The following is a 25,270-nucleotide window of genomic DNA, read 5'->3' as shown; positions in this document are numbered from 1 at the left end:
CTTCGGATTCATTTACAAGTCATGTGTAGGGTGGTTGAAGTACATATGCATTACGATTGTCGCACGGTACCTACTCGGTATCTTTTTCTTTAGCGCTTGTCCAAAAGCAAGAATTGTGATTCAAAAGGCTTAGCCGATGGTTGCATGGAGTTCTTCGGCCGTTTTTGTGGCTTTGGCTCTTGCCTCGGCTTCATCTTTTCCGGTGGCAAGCGTTACCGCCATACGACGATGACCGTTCACAACCGGTTTGCCGAAGATGCGAAGGTCGGTATCGGGTTGCGATAGCGCTTGGGGGACGTTGGTGAAGGTGACTTGGCTGTTTCCTGTCACTACCACGGCGTGGCTGGCTGCGACCTCGCCGGTTTGAAGCGTTAGCGCAACGCTTTCTTCGGTGACGGGAATGCCCAGCACCGCTCGAGCATGCAGCGCGAACTCGCTTAAATGCTGCGAAATCATCGTCACCATGCCCGTGTCATGTGGACGCGGGGAGACCTCGTTGAAGAGGACCTCGCCGTTTTCCAGGACGAACAGCTCGACGCCGAAAACACCCCAGCCGTGTTCGCCATTATTGTGTGCGATATTCACCAAACCGCCAACGGCCTTGTAAGCAATATCTTGCGCTTTTTCGAGAACGGTCGGATTGACCTGTGCCGGCTGCCACGACTCGCGGTAATCCCCGTCTTCCTGCCGCTGGCCGATGGGGGAGCAGACCACGATACCGGCGCTGGAAGAGACGGTAAGCATGGTCAGCTCGTAATCGAGCGGCGCGAATCCTTCGACGATAACCCTTGAGATTCCGCCGTCTTTGACGTCTCTTCGTCCGATTTGCGCTTCCCGCCAAGCCGGTTTGAGATTGGCGTCGCTACGAAGCACGGATTGCCCGTGTCCCGAGGAACTCATGATTGGTTTGACGACGCACGGGTATCCGACGGCGTTTGCTCCGGCTTTGAGTTCGTCAAACGAACCGGCGAAACGGTATGGGGTGGTTGGCAAGCCGAGCTTTTCGTGCATCAGCGTTCGCAAAGCCTCGCGATTCATACAGATTGCAGCGATGCGCGAACTTGGCACAACCTGAATACCGTTTGAAGCCGCTTTGGCCAGTTCGGAAGTCGCAATCGCTTCGATTTCCGGGATGATGATGAAAGGTTTGGTCGTGGCAATCAATTCTTCCAGCGCAGTTGCGTCGGTCATATCCAAGACATGGCTTTTCTGCGCAATCTGCATGGCCGGCGCGTGTTCGTAGCTGTCGGCCGCGATGACGAACGCTCCCAGCCTCGTCAGCTCTATGGCGATTTCGCGCCCCAACTCGCCGGAGCCTAGCAGCAGCACGCGAGTCTGGTGTGATTCGGCCGGGTTGCCGAGCGAGTAATTGGCGCAAGACGATGCGGTTTCAGCGGTCATGGTTTCATTGTCGCACGGGATGACCCCGAGCAAGGTTACTGCCTGATGATTATTGATGAATTATGCGATTTCTGGTATTTCGTCGGTAGTTTTGTTGAGAGCTTTGCCAATTCTTAAATATGCTGGAAAAGACAATCTGTGAATTAAAAAAGAAATATCGTATAACCCAAACAAAGTTCGTTTGTTGTATTTCGATAGCCGCGAACTGTAACAACGGCGCTAGGATTGAATTATGTCAGATTCCCGAAACGCCGCAGATGACGCCGACAAGCCGCTGACCATCGCGTTGGTCGTCGATTCGGTGGGTAACCGTGGCAACGGCACTTCGAATTCAGCCTTGCAGTACGCTCAGGAACTTGAACGTCAAGGTCACCGCGTTCGACTGATCGGGGTAGGTGCGCCTGATTATCCCGTTGAAGTTCATCATTTACCATTCATCTCGTGGCTGGCGGCCAAGCAGCAAATGCAGTTTGCACAACCCGATGATGCCGTTTTTCGCAAAGCATTTATAGACGTGGATGTAGTGCATATTTATATGCCGTTCAAGTTCGGCAGGCACGCGCTGACCGTCGCTCGTTCGATGGACATTCCCGTGACCGCAGGTTTCCATCTCCAGCCCGAAAACGTCACGTATTCGGCAGGCCCGTTACGCTATATCCCGGGTATTCCGTCGCTGATTTATTATCTTTTTGATTTCTGGCTATACCGTCATATCGGCCATATCCATACTCCGAGCGAAATGATCGCCCGTCAGCTGCGTGCACACGGTTATCGGGCGAGGCTACATGTCATTTCCAACGGATATTCAAGTCGCTTTCATCCTCCAGAAACCCAATCTGGCAATGACCGTGTCAACAATAAGCCTGATGAAGGTGACGAAAACGTCTTTCGGATCATCGCTTCCGGCAGGCTTACCCACGAGAAAGACCACGAAACGCTGATTCGCGCCGTTGCCATGAGCAAGTACGCCTCGCAAATCGATCTGACCGTTTGCGGAACCGGCCCGTTGCAGCGCCATCTTCGTCGGCTGGCCAGGCGCTTGCTGCCGAGGCCAGCGCATATTGGGTTTCATGCCAACGAAGACATGCCGAACTTATTGCGCGAAGCCGATTTGCTCGTGCACCCTTCCATCGTCGACATCGAATCGCTGAGTGTGCTTGAAGGCATCGCTTCCGGCCTGGTGCCGGTCATCGCCGATTCGCCGCTTTCGGCCGCCAGCCAGTTCGCGCTGACCGATTCTTCCGTGTTCCCTGCACGCAATGCCAAAGCTTTGGCTCGTCGCATTGACTGGTGGGTCGAGCATCCGCAAGAGCGTGAGGAGTGGGGGCCGAAATATGCGCAGGAAGCTCGTGAGAAATATGCCTTGCCGCAATGTGTCCGACAATTCGTCGCCATGGAACGTGAAGCAATAGCAGATACATCATCACGGCGAAAAGACACTTGATGGTGCATAGCGAGTTTTGGTGCTTTTCGCCTCTAGTTGCGGCAGAACCAGTGGGAAAAGCGCCAAAACTGGCTCAAAATGGTGCTTTTCCCTGTAGTTGTAATGGAATCAGTGGGAAAAGCACCAAAAACGGGCGAAAATGGTGCTTTTCGCCTCTAGTTGTGATTAAACCAGTGGGAAAAGCATCGGGTAGACAGATGTTACAGGAGCGCGATGAGCTGGTCGGTGTGCTCCTGCGTGGTGGCCCAGCTGGTGCAGATGCGCATCACCGTGTGGGTGTCGTCGTATTTTTCGAGGAAGCCCATGGCGACCTGTGGCGAAAGCCGGTCGATGGTCTGCTGATCCATCGCCACAAAGACCTGGTTGGTCGTGTTCGGGTAGACAAGCTGGTAGCCCTTGGCCTTGAGCGCGGCGCGAATCTGATCGGCCATGACGTTGGCGTTCTTGGCAATCTTTGTGTAAAGCCCGTCGGTGAACAGCGTGTCGAATTGCAGCCCGAGCAACCAGCCCTTGGCCAGCAACGCGCCGTGCTGCTTGATCTGCGTGAGGAAATGCTTGGGTGTGTTGTGCTTTGTGAAAACGACCGCTTCGCCGAACAACGCGCCGACTTTGGTGCCGCCGATGTAGAAGACGTCGGCGATGCGTGCGATGTCCTCCAACGACAGGTCGTTGCCGGCGGCCGTCAGCCCGTAGCCGAGACGCGCGCCGTCAAGGAAAAGCGGCATATCGTATTTGTGGGCGGCTTCGGCGATGGCCGTCAGTTCCGCCTTGGTATACATCGTGCCGTATTCGGTAGGGTGCGAGACGTAGACGCATCCCGGGAATACCATGTGCGTGTAGTTGCCGTCGGCGTAGAAGTCCTTGCAGTATTGGTCGAGTTCGCCGGCATCGATCTTGCCTTCATGGCTGGGAAGTGTGAGTACCTTGTGTCCGGTGGATTCCACAGCACCGGCCTCGTGGACGTTGATATGCCCGTTGGTCGCGGCCACTGCGCCTGCATAAGCTGGGGTAATGGTGTCGATGACTGTCTGATTGGTCTGCGTGCCTCCGACCAAGAACCACACGTCCGCATCCGGGCAGCTGCATGCCTCGCGGATCTTGGCCTTGGCTGAATCACAGTACTTGTCGGAGCCATAGCCTGGCAGCTGTTCCATATTGGTCTCCGCCATCCGCTTGAGAATTGTGGGATGGGCGCCTTCCGTATAATCACTGGTGAAATCCAGCATGTCGCTCCTTGCCTTATATCTAATTTAGATATGTCTTAACCATAATCCTACGGGTGACTACGGCAAGTAAGCGGAAGCGGATTTTTTTATTTCTCGGAGCTGAGGGTCTGATAGGCGCAAGCACGTAACCGGACGCGATGTCTTTTCCCTGTCCAGATTGCATGGGAACTAATAAAAAAAGGACGTTCTCACTTCTGTAAGAACGTCCTTTCCCAACCTTGTTGGCGTCTCGTTGCTGGAAAAATTAGAGACTCAATATGGAGCTATTCTTTTGCTGTGTCCGAGGTGATGCCGCGTTCGTCGTTCATCGTCGCGAAGTTGAGGCCGATGAGAATACCACCGCCGACGAGATTGCCGAGGATGGCCACCACGATGACCAGAATCGCCTTCCACGCGTTGATGGCGCCGTGCATGCCGAGGATGAGGAACATTGCCGAATCGGCCACGGAATGTTCGAAACCGCAGAAGGTGAAGACGAGCACCGCGACCACCATGATGATGCACTTGGTGAAATCATTGGAAAGCTTGCCGTTATAGACCATGAGCATGGCGATGTTGATGCAGAAGTTGCAGAAGATCGCGCGCACGAAGAGGTCTCCGACACCGCCGATCGAGTTCAAATAGTTGAGTTTCGTATTGGCCGCAGTGAGCATGACGTCATAGCTCGCGCCGGAGATGATGGTGGAGAAACGCAGGATGACGGCGACGATGAGCGCGCCCAGCAGGTTGCCGACCAGGCACAGGCCCAGCAGCTTCAGCGATTGCAGCCAGCCGATGCGCTTGTGGTAGGCACCGACGCTCACAACCATCATGTTGGAGGTCAGCAGTTCGGAATTGGTGTAATAAATCAATACGAGTGCCCAGCCGAAGGTGGTGCCGGCCAGCACTTTGCCTGCAAGCAGCAGTCCGGGCCCGCCGGCCGAACTCGCGCCCATGATGACCCAGAATGCGGTGAAGAAGACGCCGACGAGAATACCGGCCATCGTTGCGCGCTGAATGTAGCGGCCGGTCATTTTGCCGGTCATGGTCTCTTTGTTGTCAAGCGCGTCCAGCACGGTTGAGATGAAGGCGCGTCCTGGGAAAAGCGGCTTGGTTTCGTCCTCGGTTCCTTCGACTTCAGAAATGGTTGTTTTCAATTCGGATAATTTACCCATGGTTCTTTCTTGTATTTTCTGTCTGTTGATTTGGTTTCAAGATAAAAGCACGTCAATTTCATTATGGGCCGTGAGTGTTTCTTATTTCGTGAAAAGTCCCCACTTTGTAATCAAGAACACAATGTATTTGTGACGTACTTCACAGTAAGCTTGTTATCGGTATCTTTACGACGCGCCGGAGCCTCAAGGTCAAGAGAATCATGTATAGTTCTTATCTGTTGTGCGGATGCTGATTCGGTTCGTTGAACCAGTCGGTTTTCCACTTCGATGGTGGCCATAGCTCAGCAGGTAGAGCATCTGATTGTGGTTCAGAAGGTCGCGCGTTCGAACCGCGTTGGCCACCCCATCAAATCCTCGAAATCGTAAGGTTTCGAGGATTTTGCATTTTCGCAATCAAGCCGTTTCAGGGGTTAAGTAACGATTAGTAACGATTGCAGACGTAGGTACTTGATTCCAAGGCAGGTCGGCTTTACCAGCCATCCTTTTTCAGAGCTGATTATTTGTCATGTATTACTGGTTCAGAAGGTCTAGAGCGTTTCTTATTTGCCACAATCCTCTTATATGGTGGATAGGCAATACGCAACGTGTCGGGAAACGTGGGCTTGCTGGTTACGGTTTTGACATGGCTGAATTCCAGGAAGCCGGCCTTGCCGTGATAGGAACCTATGCCGGAGGCGCCGATGCCGCCGAAGGGGAGACGGCTGGAGAGCAGATGGCCGAGCGGCAGGTTGAAGCCGAGCGCGCCCGAGCTGGTGTGGCGCTCGAAAAGCAGCCGGGTTGTCTTGGAACGTGTAAATACGTACAAAGCCAACGGCTTCTCCCGTTCGTTGATGAACGCCACTGCTTCGGCAGCATTGCGTACCGCCAGAATCGGCAAAATAGGCCCGAAGATTTCCTCTTGCATCACCGGGTCATCTGGCCGAACGTTGATCAAGACAGTGGGAGCAATATACAGGTGTTCACGATCCGTTTCTCCGCCACTGAACGTTTCCCCATCGGCTGGCAGTAACCTGGCAAGTCTGTCAAATTGTTTGGTATTGATTATTCGTGCGTAGCTGGCGGATTTTGCCGGGTTGTCGCCGAAGAACTTTCGTGTGAACGCTGCGATTTTACGAGCCAACGGTTCGACAAGCTCCGGGGTGGTCAGGACATAATCAGGTGCCACACAGGTCTGTCCGGCGTTGGTGAATCGGCCCCAGGCGATGCGTCCGGCCGCAACGTCGAGATTGGCGCTCGCATCCACGAATACCGGTGATTTGCCGCCCAGCTCGAGGGTGACCGGCGTGAGCTGCTTGGCTGCTGCTTCCATCACAATCGAGCCGACCTTGCCATTTCCGGTATAGAAGATATGGTCGAATGGTTGCCTCAAGAGCTTGGTGGTTTCTGGTACGGCGCCTTGCAGCACGGCAAACCCCCGCGGGTCGAGGTATTCGCCGATAAGCCGTTCGAGCAGCCCACTGGTATTGGGGGAGAGCTCGGAAGGTTTGAGGCATACGCAGTTGCCGGCCGCGATGGCGTCGACCATCGGCTCGAGGCTCAGCATCAGCGGATAGTTCCACGGCGAAATCACGAGCACTACGCCCTTGGGCTCGGCCACTGTCCAGCCTCTTGAAGGTTGCATCAACAGTGGCATCATTACCGGGTGCCGCCGGGTCCATCGCTGAAGACGCTCACCCACGAATCGGATTTCGTTGGTGACCAATTTAATCTCCATCAGCGCGGTTTCAGGAGCGGGTTTGCCAAGGTCGCGATATACCGCCTGTTCGAGTGCTTTACGATTTTCATTGAGCATGCGCTCCATGGAGTCAAGTTGCTTGCGCCGCCAGGCCAAAGGCAAGGTCACACCGGTATTGAAAGTACGGTGAAGCCTGGCCACGGTATCGTTCATTTCCATCATTGCTGCCTCTTATCGTACGTTCGGCCATATGACCTCACTCTATATGTTCGCTTCGAACGCCGAATGGAACAACCTTGTTGGCAATCCGAGGTTTTTGGGCTGTCAGAGTGATAGATTCGTGCTGTCAGTGCTGTTCAACCAAGTGCTGTTTAACTAGATGCTGTTCAATGTTTCAATGCTATTGGAAAGGCATGTTCAATGACGACCGAAGTTACACGTGAATTCATCCAAAATCTGCCAAAGGCAGAGCTTCATCTTCATATCGAGGGAACGCTGGAACCTGAACTGAAGCTGCAACTGGCCGAACGCAACCATGTCGACATTGGCCAGTCGACAATCGAAGAGGTTCGCAAGACCTATCAATACGATGACCTTGCGTCGTTCCTCGCTGTCTACTATCCGGCCATGAATGTGCTGCAGCACGAACAGGATTTCTATGATCTTGCGTTCGCTTATTTGAAGCGCGCTGCCGAAAACCACGTCCGTCACGTTGAGATATTCTTCGACCCGCAGGCACATACTTCTCGTGGCATTGCCTTCGAAACCGTGATCCAAGGGTTGCATCGCGCCATCGTTGATGCCCGTGCGCTCAACGTCGATGCTGACCTGATTATGTGTTTCTTACGTGATTTTTCCAAGGAATCGGCCCGTAAGACCTTGCTTGAGGCATTGCCGTTTAAGGATTGGATTCTGGGTATCGGTCTTGATTCGGATGAACACAACAACCCTCCGCTCAAGTTCGCGCGTCAGTACGAGGACGCCGCTGCCGCTGGGTTGCATTTGACGGCTCATTGCGATATCGATCAGGTCGGTTCCATCGACCACATCCGCCAGGCGTTGGAAATTATGGGCGTCGAACGCATCGATCACGGCACCAATATTATCGAGGATTCGGATCTGGTCAATTTCGTCGTGAGCCACCATATCGGCATGACCTCCTGCCCGCTTTCGAACTCCTTCGTACGGCCAGAAATGAAGGGTAATGAAATCGTTGAGCTGCTGGGTAAGGGCGTCAAAATCTGCATCAATTCGGATGACCCAGCTTATTTCGGCGGCTACATCAGCGACAACTATTATGCGCTGGCCGACCAGTTCGGGCTGAACCGCGAACAGGTCGTTCAGCTGGCACATAATTCCTTCGAGGCGTCTTGGATCAGTGATGAAAAGAAGGCGCTTTATCTGGCTCAACTAGATGATTATGTCGCCAGGAATTGAGCAAGGAACCATCGCTAGGTAGTAAGTGAAGACGTTTGTCCGGGTGATCTTGGATAAGTGCTAATAATACGGTTCGAAGGCCCCGTTTAAAACGTGGCTTTAGAAAAGTAATCGTTCGATTCTTTTCTGGAGTCACGTTTTCGTTTTTTGACCAGAATGTCAGAAGTTTTTCCTACTGCCGAAGTAATTGTAGATTCACTATCTGCCATGACACGCTTTGTCTGTGGGAGTGTGGTATTCTACTTACTTGTGTGTGCCAGTGGCATGCCTTATGTAACAGGCGTGGGCACTGGGATATCCCGGAACTTGCTAGATTGCGCGCAGCAATGCGGCGGCAGAAGAGTGATGGGCCATCGGGCCGGTGGACTGTGGCTGTCTCATTTCGATTCGTCGATTGGGGCTGCAGCGAGGCGGCTCCGCAAGAAATAAAGATCTACGAATCGGAGAACTGAAGTTGCCTACTATAGAACAACTTGTCCGCAAAGGACGTAAGGCAAAGTCAAAGAAATCCAAGACTTTGGCCTTGAAGGGTAGCCCGCTGCGTCGTGGCGTGTGCACCCGTGTGTATACCACTACACCGAAGAAGCCGAATTCCGCGTTGCGTAAGGTCGCCCGTGTGCGCCTGAGCTCCGGCATCGAAGTAACCGCCTACATTCCGGGCGAGGGCCACAACCTGCAGGAGCACTCCATCGTGCTCGTTCGCGGTGGCCGTGTGAAGGATCTTCCTGGTGTGCGTTACCACATCGTGCGCGGCGCGCTCGATACCCAGGGTGTCAAGGACCGCAAGCAGGGACGCTCCCTGTACGGCGCAAAGAAGGCGAAGTAAGAGATATGTCACGTAAAGGACCATCTAAGAAGCATCAGCTGCTCCCTGATCCGATCTACGGCTCGACCGTGGTCGCTCAGCTCATCAACAAGATCCTGCTCGACGGCAAGAAGTCGATTGCCGAGGACATCGTCTACTCCGCACTTGACATGGTCAAGGAGAAGACCGATCAGGAACCCGTCGCCGTGCTGAAGCGCGCGCTCGACAATATCCGTCCGTCCCTCGAGGTCCGTTCCCGCCGTGTCGGCGGCGCGACCTACCAGGTCCCGGTCGAGGTCAAGCCCAACCGTGCGAACGCCCTGAGCCTTCGCTGGCTCACCGACTTCTCCCGCAAGCGTCGTGAGAAGACCATGGCCGAGCGTCTCGCCAACGAGATCCTCGACGCCTCCAACGGCCTCGGTGCTTCCGTGAAGCGCCGCGAGGACACGCACAAGATGGCCGAGGCCAACAAGGCCTTCGCCCACTATCGCTGGTAATTTCGATAGACGAGTTAGGGTAAGGATAGATTTATGGCACTTGATGTGCTCAGTGACCTCAATGAGGTCCGCAACATCGGCATCATGGCTCACATCGATGCCGGTAAGACAACGTGTACGGAACGTATTCTGTACTACACCGGTAAGAACTACAAGATCGGCGAGACGCACGAAGGCGCTTCGACCATGGACTTCATGGCCCAGGAAAAGGAACGCGGCATCACCATTCAGTCTGCTGCGACCACCTGCTTCTGGAACCGTCAGACCCATGATCCCGACAAGAAGTTCCAGATCAACATCATCGACACCCCCGGCCACGTGGACTTCACGGCCGAGGTGGAGCGTTCGCTTCGCGTGCTCGATGGCGCCGTTGCCGTCTTCGACGGCAAGGAAGGCGTGGAGCCCCAGAGCGAGACCGTGTGGCGTCAGGCCGACAAGTACGGCGTGCCGCGCATCTGCTTCATCAACAAGATGGATAAGCTCGGAGCCGATTTCTACTACTCCGTCGACACCATCAAGAAGAAGCTCGGAGCCACCCCGCTGGTTGTCCAGCTGCCGATCGGCGCTGAGAACGACTTCGTCGGCATGGTCGATCTGATTCGTATGAAGGCTTACGTCTGGAAGGACGTCACCAGCGATCTCGGCGCTCACTACGACACCGTCGACATTCCTGATGACCTCAAGGACAAGGCCGAGCAGTATCGTTCGGAGCTTCTCGACCAGGTGGCCGAGTCCGACGACGACCTGATGGAGAAGTACCTCGACTCCGGCGAAATGAGCGATGAGGAGATTCGCGCAGGCATCCGCAAGCTCACCATCGAGCGTAAGGCCTATCCGGTCCTCTGCGGTTCTGCTTTCAAGGACAAGGGCATTCAGCCGCTGCTTGACGCAGTGGTCGATTATCTCCCGAGCCCTGAGGACGTTCCCGCCATCGTTGGCTTCGAGCCCGGTGATGAGTCCAAGGAAATCGATCGTAAGCCTACGATGGACGATCCGTTCGCCGCGTTGGTCTTCAAGATCTCGACCCACCCCTTCTATGGCAAGCTCGTGTTCGTGCGCGTTTACTCCGGCTCCATCAAGCCGGGCGACACCGTGCTCGATTCCACGAAGGACAAGAAGGAACGCGTCGGCAAGATCTTCCAGATGCACGCCGACAAGGAGAACCCTGTTGACGCTGCTGAAGCCGGCAACATCTACACGCTCGTTGGTCTGAAGAACGTTTCCACCGGCGACACCCTGTGCGCCGACAACGCTCCGATTTCGCTTGAGTCCATGACCTTCCCGGACCCAGTGATCGAGGTCGCCGTGGAGCCGAAGACCAAGGCCGATCAGGAGAAGATGTCGATCGCGTTGGCCAAGCTCGCCGACGAGGATCCGACCTTCCAGGTCAAGACCGATGAGGAAAGCGGCCAGACGCTGATTTCCGGCATGGGCGAGCTCCAGCTCGACATCATCGTTGACCGTATGCGTCGCGAGTTCAAAGTGGAGTGCAACGTGGGCAACCCGCAGGTCGCCTACCGCGAGACCATCCGCAAGGCCGTCATGAATCAGGAATACACCCACAAGAAGCAGACGGGTGGTTCCGGCCAGTTCGCAAAGGTTTTGATGAACTTCGAGCCGATCGACCCCGCCGAGGGCAAGGACTACGAGTTCGTCAACGAGGTCACCGGCGGCCACATCACCAAGGAATTCATTCCTTCGATCGATGCTGGTGTGCAGGAAGCCATGGAGTCCGGCGTACTCGCCGGGTTCCCGGTGGTCGGCGTCAAGGCGACCGTCACCGACGGCCAGATCCACGATGTCGATTCCTCCGAGCTCGCGTTCAAGATCGCCGGTTCCATGGCGTTCAAGACCGCGGCCCCGAAGGCCAAGCCCGTCATCCTCGAGCCGATTATGGCCGTCGAGGTGCGTACGCCTGAGGAGTACATGGGTGACGTCATGGGCGACATCAACTCCCGTCGTGGCAACATCAACGAAATGAAGGATGCTACCGGCGTCAAGGTCATCGAGGCGAAGGTCCCGTTGAGCGAGATGTTCGGCTACATCGGCGACTTGCGTTCCAAGACGCAGGGCCGCGCGATGTTCACCATGCAAATGGATTCGTATGCGGAGGTGCCGAAGGCGGTCTCCGAGGAGATCATCAAGGCCCAGCGCGGCGAATAAAATACTTCGCCCAAGGCGTGTCTGTCTCCAGTCGGCGCTAAAATTTTCTAGCGCTGACTGGGTTCGGGCACTTTGTGGCAGGTAACCCAGAAACCCAGTAAACTGTAGCGAGTATCTCGAGGCCGAAAAGCTCGGGAATAACTACGAAACGTCCAGGAGGACAAAGTAATGGCAGAAAAGGAAAAGTACGAGCGGACCAAGCCGCACGTTAACATTGGCACCATTGGCCACGTTGATCACGGTAAGACGACCCTGACCGCGGCCATCTCGAAGGTGCTGCACGAAGAGTACCCCGACCTCAACCCGGAGTATGACTTCGATCAGATCGACGCCGCTCCTGAAGAGAAGCAGCGTGGTATCACCATCAACATCGCCCACATCGAGTATCAGACGGCCAAGCGCCACTATGCTCACGTGGATTGCCCCGGCCACGCCGATTTCGTGAAGAACATGATCACCGGCGCCGCTCAGATGGATGGCGCGATCCTCGTCGTCGCCGCCACTGATGGCCCGATGGCTCAGACCCGCGAGCACGTTCTGCTCGCCCGCCAGGTAGGCGTGCCGAAGATTCTCGTCGCGCTCAACAAGTGCGATATGGTCGATGACGAAGAGCTCATCGAGCTCGTCGAAGAAGAGGTCCGCGACCTCCTCGAAGAAAACGGCTTCGATCGTGACTGCCCGGTCATCCGCACCTCCGCCTACGGCGCTCTGCACGATGACGCTCCGGATCACGACAAGTGGGTCCAGACCATCAAGGAACTCATGGATGCCGTCGACGATTACATCCCGACCCCTGTCCACGACCTTGACAAGCCGTTCCTGATGCCTATCGAAGATGTCTTCACCATCTCCGGCCGTGGCACCGTGGTTACCGGTCGTGTCGAGCGTGGCCGTATCCCGGTCAACTCTCCGGCAGAGGTAGTTGGCCTTCGTCCGACCCAGACCACCACCGTCACCTCGATTGAGACCTTCCACAAGCAGATGGACGAGGCCGAGGCTGGCGACAACACCGGTCTGTTGCTTCGTGGCCTTAACCGCGACGACGTTGAGCGTGGCCAGGTTGTGGCCAAGCCCGGCACCGTGACCCCGCACCACAAGTTCGAGGGCGAAGTCTACGTCTTGACGAAGGATGAGGGCGGCCGTCATTCGCCGTTCTTCTCCAACTACCGTCCGCAGTTCTACTTCCGCACCACCGACGTCACTGGCGTCATCACTCTGCCGGAAGGCGTCGAGATGGTTCAGCCTGGCGATCACGCCACCTTCTCCGTCGAGCTGATTCAGCCCGTCGCCATGGAGGAAGGCCTGACTTTCGCAGTTCGTGAAGGCGGCCACACCGTCGGCTCAGGCCGTGTCACCAAGGTGATCGAGTAGTTCTAGAACGTAAGTTGTAGATTACTACTTAATATATGGTCCCTGCGTTCAAAACGCAGGGACCATATTTTTGTTTAAAATTTTTGCCATATGTGTTGCCGCCAGAATCCGGTCATGGCTTGGAAAATGGCACTTTATACAATGACGCATGAAGTGAGTGAATTCGGTTTTAGGGTAGATTTTTTCTTTATTTTGTTTTATTGGTCGATAAATTGTTTTTCTTACGAATTTGTTTTTGCAACAATTGGCATCAAAAAGTGTATTTAAAGTCACAAAAAATATGCTGTAAAGAAGAAGTTGCCGTGACAGGGTCAAGCTTCGATAGCGATTATCTGTATATGCAGAGGAAGAGAGAGCTTATGGCATAGACGTATAGTCACAGGGTAAAGCGGATTGGAATTCACTTCAACGGTGAAACAGATATTTGGATTTCAAAAAGTTTTGCTTTTTGTCCTTTTATTACATGTGCTTGGTCGAAAGGCTTATAAGTGTAAGTCTTGGTTCGTCAATTATCGCATGCGGCTAACTGGAAAACGCAGTTGGGTGACATGGCTGAGAGCCAGTAGTGCTCGCAGAAGAGCATATACCGCAATCAAGCAATGACTTTAAAAGTTGCCGTTACATATTTATCAAAGGAAAATTGATGTCAGCTGAAAGTAACAACAGTAATATTCCAATTAATCAGAGAAAACATACCTCAACAGGATATGTCATCGCTGTCTGCATCGCAGCTGCGCTCGGTGGCACATTGTTTGGATATGATCAGGGCGTTATTTCCGGTGCTCTGAACTTCTTTAAGATTCATTTCTCGATGTCCAGTGCCGAAGTCGGCCTGGTTTCCGGCATTCTCGCCATTGGTGCCATGGTAGGCTGCCTTGTGGCAGGTTTTGCCAGTGACGCCATTGGTCGTAAGGCCGTGATGGTTATCGCAGGCGGGATGTTTACGATTTCCTCTCTTATTCTGGCGATTTCGCCGACGGTTCCGATTCTTATCCTAGGACGTATCCTTTCCGGCTTTGCCATCGGCATGGCTGCGACCGTTGTACCGCTCTATATTTCGGAAGTCGCCCCAGCAAGGATTCGTGGAACGCTGGTCACCTTCAATCAGTTCGCCTTCGCAATTGGCATGACAACGGTGTACATTGTCAATGCTCTTATCGCTAACCTGAACAGCCAGACCTTCAATATCAATTTCGGTTGGCGCTGGATGTTCGCTTCCGGTATGGTACCTGCCGTTATCTTCTTCGTTCTCGGGTATTTCGTTCCTGAAAGTCCTCGATTCCTGTATCAGCACGGCAAGGATAGCAAGGCTTTGTCCATCCTCATCCGTCTGAATGGCGAAGAAGAGGCGAAGAAGCAGCAAGAGGCCATTACGACGTCGCTCGAGACTGCTAAGAAGGAAGGCCATACTGGTCTTCGTCAGCTCTTCGCTCCTGGTGTGCGTTACGCTTTGGTAATCGCCTTGGTGGCTGCTGCATGCCAGCAGCTCACCGGCACCATCGCCGTTGGCTATTATGCTCCGATCATCTTCCAGAAGACCGGTGTGAGCACTAATGCCTCCTTGGTCGAAACAATCGGCATCGGCTTTGTCAAGATCATCTTCGTCGGTATCTTCATGATTTTCGTGGATCGTTTCGCTAGAAAGCAGCTTCTGAAGTGGGGCGGCTATGCTATGGCCATTTCCTTGGTGTTCCTGGCGGTGCTCTTCTCCACCGGAAAGTCGGACATGCTGATCAATATCCTCATTCTCGTCGGCGTGTTGCTCCATACCGCATTCTATGAACTCTCTTGGGGTGGCGGCACCTGGGTTGTTGTCTCCGAGATTTTCCCGACCGAGATCAGGGGTCGTGCAATGTCGCTGTCTTCCATGACGGTGTTCCTCACCTCCTATTTCGTCTCCCAGCTTTTCCCGATGATGCTCAACGGTCTCGGAGGCGTCTGGACTTTCCTCATCTTTGCGGTGTTCTGCGTCGGCATGGCCATCTTTGCCCAGTATGCACTGCCTGACACCACAGGAAAGTCCCTCGAACAGATTGAGGCGGAAATCACTCATCAAAAGAAGTGATGTTGGGATTTTCGGTTTAAAGGTTCAATAATTGGGAAGAGACTCTACCATGATGGACTCGCTTGAACATATGAAGCGTTTTCAAAGATAGTGTCTCTTTCCTTTTGATAGACGAGAAAGAAATGGTGATTATAATGTCTGTCTACGATGATTGGCCGAAGCGTTACAGCGAACGTCCGTTCAAGGATTACACGCTCAATTGCTTTGGGGATTCCACCACATGGGGTGATAACGGTGTGGACGGGGGCTCCATGGAATCTTCTTGGCCGGCCTTCCTGAAACGCAATGGATTGTTCAAGGATGTCCGCAACTTCGGTGTCTGTGGTGCAAGGATTGCACTGACCGATGATCGCGACGATAGCTTTATCGAACGTTACCAGAAAATGAGCAATGATGCCAATATCATCACCGTAATGGGTGGTGTCAATGACTTCCAGCATGATGTGCCGCTTGGCACTTTTGGTCAGCGGAATGAAAGGACATTCCTCGGAGCGTTCGATATCGTGTTGTCCGGTGTCATCGCTGCGAATCCGGAGGCTTCGATTGTAGTGTTCACACCGATGCCCAACCTGTTCCATAATCCTCAAAAGAACTATCCCACTTCGTTGCAACCCAACGCTTTGGGGCTTCACCAGCAGGACTATGTTGACGCAATCAAGCGTGTGGCCCAGCATTATGTGGTTCCGGTGGTTGATTTGTATGCTTCCAGCGGCATGTGCCCGTATATTCCGGAGCAACAGAAACAATATCAGCCGGATGGTTTGCACTATAGTGTAAAAGGCTATGCGAGACTTGCGCGGCGTATATATGAAGAGCTGTTGCACCTTGCATAGATGAGGATTCCATGTCTTTGCAAATGGTGAACTAAAGCTCTGAAACCGGTTCCACTTTCTAGTTATGTAGGTAGAAAATGGGACCGGTTTTTAGGTTCGGATTCATTCGAATTGGCCGGTGTTTTAGTATGCGTGGTGTCAGAGTGATCGAGGTATCTTCAACGATGGCGGATTTCCCGTTGCCGATGGTGTCATGCGCATTGTGCTGTACACCCGCCGTGGCATAATTGCTGAGGCATTTTATGGAATGCAAATCGTTTGAAAAGTAAATGACTAAGGTGACGAGACGTGGCACAAACTAGCAATGACATCAAAAACGGGTCGGTATTGAACCTCGACGGACAGCTCTGGACCGTCACGAAATTCCAGCACGTCAAGCCCGGCAAGGGACCAGCTTTCGTGCGCACCACCATCAAGAACGTGCTTTCGGGTAAGATCGTCGACAGGACGTTCAACGCTGGCATGAAGATGGAGTTCGAGACCGTCGATAACCGTACGCTGCAGTATTCATACGAGGAAGGCGACACCTTCGTCTTCATGGACATGACCACTTACGATCAGGTCAGCATCCCCAAGGAGCTCGTCGGCGATCAGGCCAAATTCCTGCTCGAAGGCACAGACTGCATCGTAAGCTTCCACGACGGCACCCCGCTGAGCGTTGAGCTGCCGGCCTCTGTCGTGCTCAAGGTGACCGAAACCGAGCCTGGCGTGCAGGGCAACCGCTCCAACGCCGGTACCAAGCCCGCCACCGTCGAAACAGGTGCCGAGATTCAGGTGCCGCTTTTCGTGGGCGAAGGCGAAATGGTCAAGGTCGATACCCGCGATGGTTCCTACCTCGGCCGCGAAAACAACTGATTTCTTCTTTCCGGCTTGGTGCGGCAATTTGCCCAAGTCGGGAATATTATATTCGCTAGCGTAAATTCGCAAAATTTTCTGACTGAGAGGCAATTGGCTACATGGCACGTTCGACAGCTCGTAAACGGGCGCTAAATACGCTCTACGAAGCGGATGAGAAGGGGCAGGACATCCCGTCATTGCTCGCCGAACGCATTGCCGAACCTGGGGCCCAGACCCCGTTGCCGGATTACGCCATTCAAATCGTTCGTGGCGTGGCCGATGAGCAGGCCGGCATCGACCGGGCGCTTGAAGACCATTCCACCAAGTGGCCTTTGCGGAGGATGGCTGTAGTCGACAGGAACATCCTGCGGATTGCCGCCTGGGAGATTCTTTTCAACGACGATGTGCCAGACCGCGTAGCTATCGACGAGGGTTTGGGATTGGCGAAAACCCTTTCCGACGATGATTCGCCTTCATTCATCCATGGTCTGCTGAGTGCGATTTGCGATGACAAGGACAGCGTTCTTGCCGATATCAAGGCCGCGCATGAGGCCGAGGCCAAGGAAAAGGCGGAACGAGAGGCGGCCGAACGCCGGCTCAATTCGCCTACTGCTCCCGGGTTCCTTCAATCCCACGGTATTTCTGGCGAGGGTGATGGTGTGCCGTTCGAAACCATGCCTCAAGCCGACCAGGAAGCCGATAATGTGGCATCTTCCGATGGAGATAATTCCGATTCAAGCCTGACCGAAAAATCCGTTGATCCTGCTAGCGCTATTGGTTCTGTAGGCGACGATGATAGCTCAGTTGAAGCCTCGACTTCCGGCGATGGCTATGCAGATGCTGATGCCAATGCCAATATCGACACCCAGACGGTTTCTGCTACAGACGCTGTCAGCGTTTCCAACACCAACACCGACGCTGTTCCTGATATTGTTGATACCGCGACAGTTTCCGTTACTGATGACGATGCCGCTTCTGAAACACTTACCGATTCATCCGGCAAGGTTGATGAAGTTGGGAATACTGACACTAAAACGCCCAAAGTTTCTGGTGATGACGCTACCGATTCGTCATCTCCCAATGAAGTACCGAACCAGCCGGATTCGACTGGTAAGGGACAACCGTTGCCACCCGATGGCGACAATAATTCAATTATTGTGTAATTAGTTCTGACCGCGGTACGGTGGCCGGGCCGCGAATCTGTTTTCCGGTCCAGTTATTTCCGAGTCCGCGCACGGGCCCGGAGCAAGGGGGACTCGTGGTGAGTCAGCAAGAAGCTTCGGCGGCACAGTACTCTAAGGATGATGCCGTGCTGTTGTTGGAAGACGGCCAGCTTTATGTAGGCGAGCCTTACGGCAAGCTTGGTTCGACGTTCGGTGAGATCGTCTTCGCGACGGCCATGACCGGTTATCAGGAAACGATAACCGACCCGAGCTACGACCAGCAAATCGTCGTACAGACCTTCCCGCATATCGGCGACACCGGCGTCAACGACGAGGACCCCGAATCCAAGCGAGTCTGGGTGGCCGGTTACGTCGTGCGCCAACCCAGCCCGAATGCGAGCAACTGGCGGGCGAACGACAGTCTTGATGACGAGCTCAAAGGTGATGGCATCGTCGGCATCAGCAATATCGACACCCGCAAGCTGGTGCGTCATTTGCGCAGCGCAGGCGTGATGCGGGCCGGCATCTTCTCGGGCGATGCCTTGGTTGACAAAGCAACAGGCTCGTTGCGTTCCGTCGACGCGCTGTTGCAGGAAATCTTGGCCTCACCGAAGATGCAGGGTGCCCGGCTTTACGACCAGGTGAGCACTGATGAGACCTATACTGTCGAACCCAGCGGCGAGTTCGAAGGCAAGGAACCGCTGTTTACCGTAGCCGCCGTCGATCTTGGCATCAAAGGCATGACTCCGCACCGTCTCTCCGAGCGCGGCTGCCGCGTCCATGTCGTTCCGTCCACCGTCACTTTCGACGAAATCAAAGCGCTGAATCCCGATGGAGTCTTCTTCTCGAACGGCCCGGGCGATCCGGAAGAAGCCGCTCCCGAGGTCGATCTGCTGCGCCAAGTACTTGATGCCGGGTATCCCTTCTTTGGCATCTGCTTCGGCAACCAGCTTTTCGGACGTGCGCTCGGTTTCGATACCTATAAGCTCAAATTCGGCCATCACGGCGTCAACCAGCCGGTCAAGGATATGACCACCGGCAAGGTGGAGATCACCGCACACAACCACGGGTTTGCGGTGGATGCTCCGATTGGCAAGATTGTCGAATCACCGTATGATAACGGCAAATTCGGCAAGGTGTTCGTTTCCCATATCGATTTGAACGACGATGTGGTCGAAGGCCTGCAATGCGTTGATATCCCGGCATTTTCGGTGCAATATCATCCTGAGGCTGCGGCAGGCCCGCACGATGCCGCTTATCTCTTCGATCGATTCGTCGCACTCATGCGGGCGCATAAGGCGGGGGAGCCGGTCTCGTCCGTGCTTGCGACGCCGACATCATTATCAAACCCGAATAACACTGCAACCGGCCAAACCGCCGCTGACAAGGAGAACAAGTAATGCCGAAACGTCAGGACATCAAATCCGTCATGGTTATTGGCTCTGGCCCCATTGTCATTGGCCAGGCCGCGGAATTCGACTACTCCGGAACCCAGGCCTGCCGAGTGTTGCGCGAGGAGGGCATTCGCGTCATCCTCGTCAATTCCAACCCGGCCACCATCATGACGGATCCGGAAATGGCGGATGCGACCTATATCGAACCCATCGACGTGCCGATTCTCGAACGCATCATCGCCAAAGAACGTCCGGACGCATTGCTGCCGACGCTCGGCGGCCAGACAGCTTTGAACGCCGCCGAAGCCCTCGGTAAGGCCGGCGTCCTTGACAAATACCATGTTGAACTCATCGGTGCCTCTCTTGAGGCCATCGACCGCGGCGAGGACCGTGAGCAGTTCAAGAAAGTCGTGGATTCAGTCGGGGGAGAATCCGCTAAAAGTGACGTCGCCCACACGCTCGAGGAAGTGGACGCCATCGTTGCAAAGCTTGGATTCCCTGTGGTCGTCCGCCCGAGTTTCACCATGGGCGGCTTGGGTTCCGGCATCGCGCATAACGAAGAAGAGCTGCACCGCATCGCCGGCGCTGGTCTCCACGATTCTCCGACCAACGAGGTCCTGATTGAAGAGGGCATCGAAGGCTGGAAGGAATACGAGCTCGAACTCATGCGCGACCGCAACGACAACGTCGTGGTCGTCTGCCCGATTGAGAACGTCGACCCCGTAGGCGTGCACACCGGCGATTCCATCACCGTCGCCCCGACCTTCACGCTGACCGACCGTGAATACCAGAAGATGCGCGATCTCGGCATCGCCATCATCCGCGGCGTCGGCGTCGACACCGGTGGCTGCAACATCCAGTTCGCCGTCAATCCGAAGAACGGCCGCATCATCATCATCGAAATGAACCCGCGCGTCTCCCGTTCCTCCGCGCTCGCCTCGAAAGCCACCGGCTTCCCGATCGCCAAGATCGCCACGAAACTCGCGCTCGGCTATACGCTTGACGAGATCCGCAACGACATCACACAGTCCACGCCGGCCTGCTTCGAGCCGACCATCGACTACGTGGTCACCAAGGTTCCGCGCTTCACGTTCGAGAAGTTCCCGAACGCCGATCCGGCGCTTACCACCTCAATGAAATCCGTGGGCGAGGCGATGGCGCTCGGCGCCAACTTCCAGGAGTCTCTCGGCAAGGCCATGCGTTCCATTGACAAGCGACATATGGGCTTCAACTGGGACGGTACCAAGCCTGACCAGGCCGAAGTTGACCAGCTGCTTGAAGACATGCGCACGCCGACCGAAAACCGCTACCTGCAGGTGCAACGCGCGCTCTGGGGCGGGGCTACACTCGAGCAGCTTTACGACGCCACGAAGATCGACTCGTGGTTCTTGAAGCAGTTCGCGCTCATCAACCAGACCGCGATGGAAGTGCGGTTCACGGAAATCCTTTCGCCGAAGCTCTTGAAGAAGGCCAAGCTGGCCGGACTTTCCGACCTGCAGATCGCCCACCTGCGCCACCTTGGCGACGAGGGCGAGAACACGATCCGCGAGCTGCGCCACAGCTACGGTCTGCGTCCGGTCTACAAGACCGTCGACACCTGTGCCGCTGAATTCGACGCGGTCACGCCGTATTACTATTCCTGCTATGCCGACGAATCCGAACTCAAGCCACGAGACCGCGAGGCCGTGATCATCTTGGGGTCCGGCCCCAACCGTATCGGTCAGGGCATCGAATTCGACTACACCTGCGTGCACGCCGTGCAGGAACTCGGCAAAGACTATGACACCATCATGGTCAACTGCAACCCCGAGACCGTCTCCACCGACTACGACATGTCCGACAGACTCTATTTCGAGCCGCTGACCTTCGAAGACGTCATGGAGATCTACGACGCCGAAAAGAAGCTCGGCCCGATCAAAGGCGTCATCGTCCAGCTCGGCGGCCAGACCCCGCTTTCGCTGGCCGCACGTCTTAAAGCCGCCGGCGTGCCGATTTTGGGAACTTCGCCGGAATCCATTGACTTGGCCGAAAACCGTGAACTCTTTGGCGAGGTGCTGCGTCGCGAGAAACTCAACGCCCCGCGTTACGGCACCGCACTCAACATGGACGAGGCCCGCGAGGCCGCACATTCCATCGGTTATCCGGTGCTGGTGCGCCCGAGCTACGTGCTTGGCGGCCGCGGCATGGAAATCGTCTACGACGACGAGCAACTTGAGAAATATGTCGACCGTGCACTCGACCAAGCCAAGGCCGACACGGTTGTTTCCGGCCGTCTGCCCTCACCGCTGCTGATCGACAAGTTCCTCCAGGACGCCATCGAAATCGACGTCGATGCGCTCTACGACGGCAAGGAACTTTATATTGGAGGCATCATGGAGCACGTCGAGGAAGCCGGCGTTCATTCCGGCGACGCGGCCTGCACCCTTCCGCCCTCCACGCTTTCCGACGACCAGATTCAACGCCTACGCAAGGCGACGCTCGCCATCGCCGAAGGCTGCGGTGTGCGCGGCGTGATGAACGTGCAGTTCGCCTATATGGCCAATACCCTCTACGTCATCGAAGCCAATCCTCGCGCCTCCCGCACCATTCCCTTCGCCTCCAAGGCGACCGGTGTGGCGCTGGCCAAGGCCGCGGCCCGCATCATGGTGGGGGAGACCATCGCTGACCAGCGTCGTCGCGGGCTGCTTCTGCCCAAGGGCGACGGCGGCACCATTCGCCCCGGACAGCAGGTCGCAGTCAAGGAATCAGTGCTGCCGTTCAAGCGCTTCCGCACCGTCGCCGGCAAGTCCGTCGACACGCTGCTCGGGCCGGAAATGCATTCGACCGGCGAGGTCATGGGCTTTGACCGCGACTTCCCGCATGCCTTTGCCAAGTCCCAGCTTGCCGCCTACAAGGGCGGTCTGCCGACGCACGGCAACGTCTTCCTCTCGGTTTCCGATACTGACAAGCGCCAATTGCCGCTGATTGCGACGCGCTTGAAGGAGCTGGGCTTCACGGTCTGCGCCACCGAGGGCACTGCTTCCGTTCTGCGCCGCTACGGCATCGATTCAAAGGTCGTCAGCAAGATCTCGGAGACGCCGGAACATGAGCAGGAACTCAAGGCCGAATACGGAGATGACTATATCGGCAAGAATCCGGTGCAGATGATTGAGGATGGTGAAATCGACATCGTGCTCAACACCCCGTCTTCGCGCGGCGCCCGCAGCGACGGCTACGCCATCCGCGCCGCAGCCATCATCGCCGATTTGCCGGAATTCACCACCATCACCGAGTTCTACGCGGTGCTTTTGGCCATCGAGGCCGTGCAGGCCAACGATTACCAGGTGATGAGCATCCAGGAGCACGCCAAGCAGCTCTTCGCCTCCGAAATGGAGTAGAGCATAAATCACCGACTTCGCCCGGCCTCATAGCCTGCAAGCAGGCAGAATAATTCAGCAGTCAATTTTCTTCAATCTATTGTGGATTGAGGATTTTGGCTGCTGATTTGTTTATTCGGGTTCCTCTATAATGCCTGTTTCATCTGCGTTTTTTGTCTTGCATTCTTGTCTGTTCGGCCAGCTCTGTTACGTTTTGTCTGTTCAGTTTGCGTTACCCGTCTTGAATTGCGGCAATAAAGCTGATGTAAATTTTCTGTAAGACCTCGAGTGTTGAATCTGGGGCATTGAATGCTGACTAAAATATTCATATTTTAAAATTTACACAAAAAGTTGAATGTCATGACAAAAAATGTGTTATATTAGTTAAGTCATTAAATCATCGATGAAGCTTGATGTGACGTAAAGAGGGGCTATGCGGCTTAAGAGAGACCAAACAAAAGCAGGCAAGATGGATGAATCGTCGCTGGAAAAAGAGCACGCTGGGATTTTTAGAGTGCTTAGCCAGTTGGTTGAGCCTCTGGCCGCAAGTTTGCCGGATTCTGAAGTGGTAGTCCATGACCTGACAAAAATTCCCAATTCAATCGTTGCCATAGCGAATTCGCTGACCGGTAGGAAACCCGGCGATCCCGCCACCGATATGCTTCTCGGCGAGGCTGCCAAAGGTACCGTATCCACGAAAATCAACTATGGAACCTCGCTTTCCGACGGCAGGAGGCTTCGCTCGACTACCATCGCGATTACTGACAGTCAAGGTAATAATTTTGCCGCATTGTGCATCAACAGTGATGTCAGCGGTTGGAGACAGGTTGCCCGGATATCGAATTCGATGCTCGGTACACAAGATGATCAGAACGATCAGGAAGAGAATTTCGCACGGAATGTCAATGATTTGGGGGATTTGATCCTAGACAAAGCCATAGCCGAGCAAGGTATTCCGGTTGACTTGATGCGCAAGGAGCACAAGCTCAACGTCTTGCGAGACGCGCGCGATGGCGGTGTGTTCCTGTTACGTGACGCGGCCGGTACCGTAGCCAAAAAGCTGGGAATCTCGAGATTCACTGTATACAACTATTTGAAAGAGCTCGATTCCACTTCCGACGAAGAGCACGGAGGTGATGCGAGCACGTCGGACGATACCGACAAAAAGGTTTGAGTATTATCGACAACATTTCAATGCTGTCCTGTTAAAGGGCTGATATTTTGATATTTTCGTCGTATCCTGCGGCCTAGAGCAAGGGACGGCGATAAAAGCAAAGGAGCAGAATATGTCATTATTACAACCAGCAGAAACAAAGGGCATACTGAGCATTCGCTGGGATGACGCGAGAAAGGAAATGGGGCCTGACGCCATTTCGTTGTCTGTAGCGGATATGGATTACCGCGCGCCGCAGCCGATAGTCGATGCGGTGACCGAACGTGCCGCCATTGGCAATTACTGCTATACGTATTGGGATGACGAGTACTACGATTCTGTTATCTCGTGGTTCAAGCAGAGGCATGACTGGATCATTTCGAAGGAAGAGATTGTTCCTGTCGGCAGGATGGTCGAATCCCTACCTGCCATCCTGCGTGAATGCGTAGGCACCGGAGCCAATGTCGTGGTCCCGTATCCTGCTTATTCTCCAACGCCTGTCGGCGTGAGGGCTGCGGGCTGCAACGTCATTCCTTGGGGGCTGAAGTTTGACGAGGTTTCGGGCCGTTACGAGTTTGATTTCGAGTCCCTGCCGTTCCTGCTTGCGGACGCGAAGGCGCTGGTCATCACCAACCCGCACAATCCTTCTGGAAGGGTTTGGACCAGAGAAGAGCTCACGCGTATCGCACAAATCGCCAAGAGTGCCGGCACCTTGGTAATTTCGGACGAATTCCATATGGATCTGACCTATCCCGGCCATGATTTCTGCCCATATCTGACCTGCGTCGACAAAGGGGATCCCGCGATTTCGTTCACGGCGCCGGGCAAGACGTTCAATGTGGCCGGGTTGGAGACCGCGAACATCATCGTTCGCAATCCTCAATTACGCGAGCACGTCCGCAAGGCGATTGACGATGCTGGATGCCATAATCCTCGCTATTTCGCCAGAGCGGTCACTGTCGCCGGATACGGGCAGTGCGGGCCTTGGCTTGACGAACTGCTCAGCCAAGTCGCACAGCGCCTTTCCACTCTGGAATCTACCGTCGCTTCGATACCCGGAGTCCGTGTGGTCAAGCCGGAAGGAACCTATCTGGCATGGATCGATTTCAGGGCCACCGGTCTCGACGACGAGGAAATTGACCAAGCGTTGAAACGTCAGAAGCTCTCACTCGACCCTGGCATTGAATTCGGCAATGGCGGCAGCGGATTCATGCGAATCAATCTGGCAGTGCCTGCTTCGATCTTCGATGAGGCAATGCGAAGGCTTGCCAAGGCATTTGAATAGTTCCAGCGGTT

Annotated in this window: 17 protein-coding genes, 1 tRNA gene and 1 pseudogene; 15 read left to right on the top strand and 4 right to left on the bottom strand. The window is 54.8% G+C overall.

Going from position 1 to position 25,270, the window contains the following annotated elements:
* Window positions 1–129 precede the first annotated feature (129 nt).
* Window positions 130–1,401: a formate-dependent phosphoribosylglycinamide formyltransferase gene (gene purT, locus OZX67_RS06060; protein ID WP_277141813.1), complete on the bottom strand. Its 1,272-nt coding sequence runs from the start codon at window positions 1,399–1,401 to the stop codon at window positions 130–132.
* A gap of 232 nt (window positions 1,402–1,633) precedes the next feature.
* Between purT and OZX67_RS06055 the strand changes: the two genes are divergently transcribed.
* Window positions 1,634–2,845 carry a glycosyltransferase gene (locus tag OZX67_RS06055; protein ID WP_277141812.1) on the top strand — a complete coding sequence of 404 codons (1,212 nt, stop codon included), beginning with the start codon at window positions 1,634–1,636 and terminating at the stop codon, window positions 2,843–2,845.
* Window positions 2,846–3,045: 200 nt separating this feature from the next.
* Here OZX67_RS06055 and OZX67_RS06050 read toward each other — a convergent pair whose 3' ends face one another.
* Together OZX67_RS06050 and OZX67_RS06045 are read right to left on the bottom strand one after the other, a co-directional pair.
* On the bottom strand, window positions 3,046–4,071 hold the full coding sequence (locus tag OZX67_RS06050; RefSeq protein ID WP_277141811.1) for a beta-eliminating lyase-related protein: 1,026 nt from the start codon (window positions 4,069–4,071) through the stop codon (window positions 3,046–3,048).
* A 263-nt stretch (window positions 4,072–4,334) separates the two neighbouring features.
* Entirely contained in the window at window positions 4,335–5,225 is an 891-nt protein-coding gene (locus OZX67_RS06045) for a formate/nitrite transporter family protein (protein ID WP_277141810.1), read from the bottom strand.
* 270 nt (window positions 5,226–5,495) lie between these two features.
* On the opposite strand from OZX67_RS06045, the gene OZX67_RS06040 reads away from it, so the two are divergent.
* Window positions 5,496–5,571, top strand: a tRNA-His gene (locus tag OZX67_RS06040).
* A gap of 150 nt (window positions 5,572–5,721) precedes the next feature.
* Here OZX67_RS06040 and OZX67_RS06035 read toward each other — a convergent pair.
* Window positions 5,722–7,113 carry an aldehyde dehydrogenase family protein gene (locus tag OZX67_RS06035; RefSeq protein ID WP_277144966.1) on the bottom strand — a complete coding sequence of 464 codons (1,392 nt, stop codon included), beginning with the start codon at window positions 7,111–7,113 and terminating at the stop codon, window positions 5,722–5,724.
* A 207-nt stretch (window positions 7,114–7,320) separates the two neighbouring features.
* Between OZX67_RS06035 and OZX67_RS06030 the strand changes: the two genes are divergently transcribed.
* From OZX67_RS06030 to OZX67_RS05970, 13 genes and pseudogenes are all read left to right on the top strand, one after another.
* Window positions 7,321–8,337: an adenosine deaminase gene (locus OZX67_RS06030; protein WP_277141809.1), complete on the top strand. Its 1,017-nt coding sequence runs from the start codon at window positions 7,321–7,323 to the stop codon at window positions 8,335–8,337.
* Between the two features lie 454 nt (window positions 8,338–8,791).
* Window positions 8,792–9,163 (top strand): 30S ribosomal protein S12, encoded by a 372-nt coding sequence (gene rpsL, locus OZX67_RS06025; RefSeq protein WP_277141808.1) that lies wholly within the window; start codon window positions 8,792–8,794, stop codon window positions 9,161–9,163.
* Between the two features lie 5 nt (window positions 9,164–9,168).
* Entirely contained in the window at window positions 9,169–9,639 is a 471-nt protein-coding gene (gene rpsG, locus OZX67_RS06020) for a 30S ribosomal protein S7 (RefSeq protein WP_277141807.1), read from the top strand.
* A gap of 33 nt (window positions 9,640–9,672) precedes the next feature.
* Window positions 9,673–11,802: an elongation factor G gene (gene fusA, locus OZX67_RS06015; protein WP_277141806.1), complete on the top strand. Its 2,130-nt coding sequence runs from the start codon at window positions 9,673–9,675 to the stop codon at window positions 11,800–11,802.
* Between the two features lie 168 nt (window positions 11,803–11,970).
* The gene (gene tuf / locus OZX67_RS06010) at window positions 11,971–13,173 is read left to right on the top strand and encodes an elongation factor Tu (protein ID WP_277141805.1); all 1,203 of its coding nucleotides are present in this window, start codon (window positions 11,971–11,973) and stop codon (window positions 13,171–13,173) included.
* A gap of 643 nt (window positions 13,174–13,816) precedes the next feature.
* Window positions 13,817–15,238, top strand: coding sequence for a sugar porter family MFS transporter (locus tag OZX67_RS06005; protein ID WP_277141804.1), 1,422 nt, complete (start codon window positions 13,817–13,819; stop codon window positions 15,236–15,238).
* A 134-nt stretch (window positions 15,239–15,372) separates the two neighbouring features.
* Window positions 15,373–16,071 carry an SGNH/GDSL hydrolase family protein gene (locus tag OZX67_RS06000; RefSeq protein ID WP_277141803.1) on the top strand — a complete coding sequence of 233 codons (699 nt, stop codon included), beginning with the start codon at window positions 15,373–15,375 and terminating at the stop codon, window positions 16,069–16,071.
* A 288-nt stretch (window positions 16,072–16,359) separates the two neighbouring features.
* The gene (gene efp, locus OZX67_RS05995; protein WP_277141802.1) at window positions 16,360–16,926 is read left to right on the top strand and encodes an elongation factor P; all 567 of its coding nucleotides are present in this window, start codon (window positions 16,360–16,362) and stop codon (window positions 16,924–16,926) included.
* Window positions 16,927–17,027: 101 nt separating this feature from the next.
* Window positions 17,028–17,429, top strand: a pseudogene (gene nusB / locus OZX67_RS05990) (transcription antitermination factor NusB); the annotation flags it as partial.
* A gap of 740 nt (window positions 17,430–18,169) precedes the next feature.
* Window positions 18,170–19,471: a glutamine-hydrolyzing carbamoyl-phosphate synthase small subunit gene (gene carA, locus OZX67_RS05985; protein WP_277141801.1), complete on the top strand. Its 1,302-nt coding sequence runs from the start codon at window positions 18,170–18,172 to the stop codon at window positions 19,469–19,471.
* Window positions 19,471–22,842 (top strand): carbamoyl-phosphate synthase large subunit, encoded by a 3,372-nt coding sequence (gene carB, locus OZX67_RS05980; RefSeq protein WP_277141800.1) that lies wholly within the window; start codon window positions 19,471–19,473, stop codon window positions 22,840–22,842. Before carA ends, carB begins: the two co-directional genes overlap by 1 nt.
* A 412-nt stretch (window positions 22,843–23,254) precedes the next feature.
* Window positions 23,255–23,995 (top strand): PAS domain-containing protein, encoded by a 741-nt coding sequence (locus OZX67_RS05975; protein ID WP_277141799.1) that lies wholly within the window; start codon window positions 23,255–23,257, stop codon window positions 23,993–23,995.
* Window positions 23,996–24,107: 112 nt separating this feature from the next.
* The gene (locus tag OZX67_RS05970; RefSeq protein ID WP_277141798.1) at window positions 24,108–25,259 is read left to right on the top strand and encodes an aminotransferase class I/II-fold pyridoxal phosphate-dependent enzyme; all 1,152 of its coding nucleotides are present in this window, start codon (window positions 24,108–24,110) and stop codon (window positions 25,257–25,259) included.
* The last annotated feature ends 11 nt before the right edge of the window (window positions 25,260–25,270 follow it).

The organism is Bifidobacterium sp. ESL0728, from assembly GCF_029392015.1.
In the GTDB taxonomy this organism is placed as follows: Bacteria; Actinomycetota; Actinomycetes; order Actinomycetales; family Bifidobacteriaceae; genus Bifidobacterium.
This window is presented reverse-complemented; position numbering and strand designations above follow the sequence as displayed.

What these genes read in the sequence shown, in the direction of transcription:
- OZX67_RS06045 (WP_277141810.1), bottom strand. Translation starts at nt 5,225, where the DNA reads ATGGGTAAATTATCCGAATTGAAAACAACCATTTCTGAAGTCGAAGGA.
- OZX67_RS05975 (WP_277141799.1), top strand. Translation starts at nt 23,255, where the DNA reads ATGCGGCTTAAGAGAGACCAAACAAAAGCAGGCAAGATGGATGAATCG.
- fusA (WP_277141806.1), top strand. Translation starts at nt 9,673, where the DNA reads ATGGCACTTGATGTGCTCAGTGACCTCAATGAGGTCCGCAACATCGGC.
- purT (WP_277141813.1), bottom strand. Translation starts at nt 1,401, where the DNA reads ATGACCGCTGAAACCGCATCGTCTTGCGCCAATTACTCGCTCGGCAAC.
- OZX67_RS06035 (WP_277144966.1), bottom strand. Translation starts at nt 7,113, where the DNA reads ATGAACGATACCGTGGCCAGGCTTCACCGTACTTTCAATACCGGTGTG.
- carB (WP_277141800.1), top strand. Translation starts at nt 19,471, where the DNA reads ATGCCGAAACGTCAGGACATCAAATCCGTCATGGTTATTGGCTCTGGC.
- OZX67_RS06005 (WP_277141804.1), top strand. Translation starts at nt 13,817, where the DNA reads ATGTCAGCTGAAAGTAACAACAGTAATATTCCAATTAATCAGAGAAAA.
- OZX67_RS06030 (WP_277141809.1), top strand. Translation starts at nt 7,321, where the DNA reads ATGACGACCGAAGTTACACGTGAATTCATCCAAAATCTGCCAAAGGCA.
- tuf (WP_277141805.1), top strand. Translation starts at nt 11,971, where the DNA reads ATGGCAGAAAAGGAAAAGTACGAGCGGACCAAGCCGCACGTTAACATT.
- OZX67_RS05970 (WP_277141798.1), top strand. Translation starts at nt 24,108, where the DNA reads ATGTCATTATTACAACCAGCAGAAACAAAGGGCATACTGAGCATTCGC.
- OZX67_RS06055 (WP_277141812.1), top strand. Translation starts at nt 1,634, where the DNA reads ATGTCAGATTCCCGAAACGCCGCAGATGACGCCGACAAGCCGCTGACC.
- OZX67_RS06000 (WP_277141803.1), top strand. Translation starts at nt 15,373, where the DNA reads ATGTCTGTCTACGATGATTGGCCGAAGCGTTACAGCGAACGTCCGTTC.
- rpsG (WP_277141807.1), top strand. Translation starts at nt 9,169, where the DNA reads ATGTCACGTAAAGGACCATCTAAGAAGCATCAGCTGCTCCCTGATCCG.
- OZX67_RS06050 (WP_277141811.1), bottom strand. Translation starts at nt 4,071, where the DNA reads ATGCTGGATTTCACCAGTGATTATACGGAAGGCGCCCATCCCACAATT.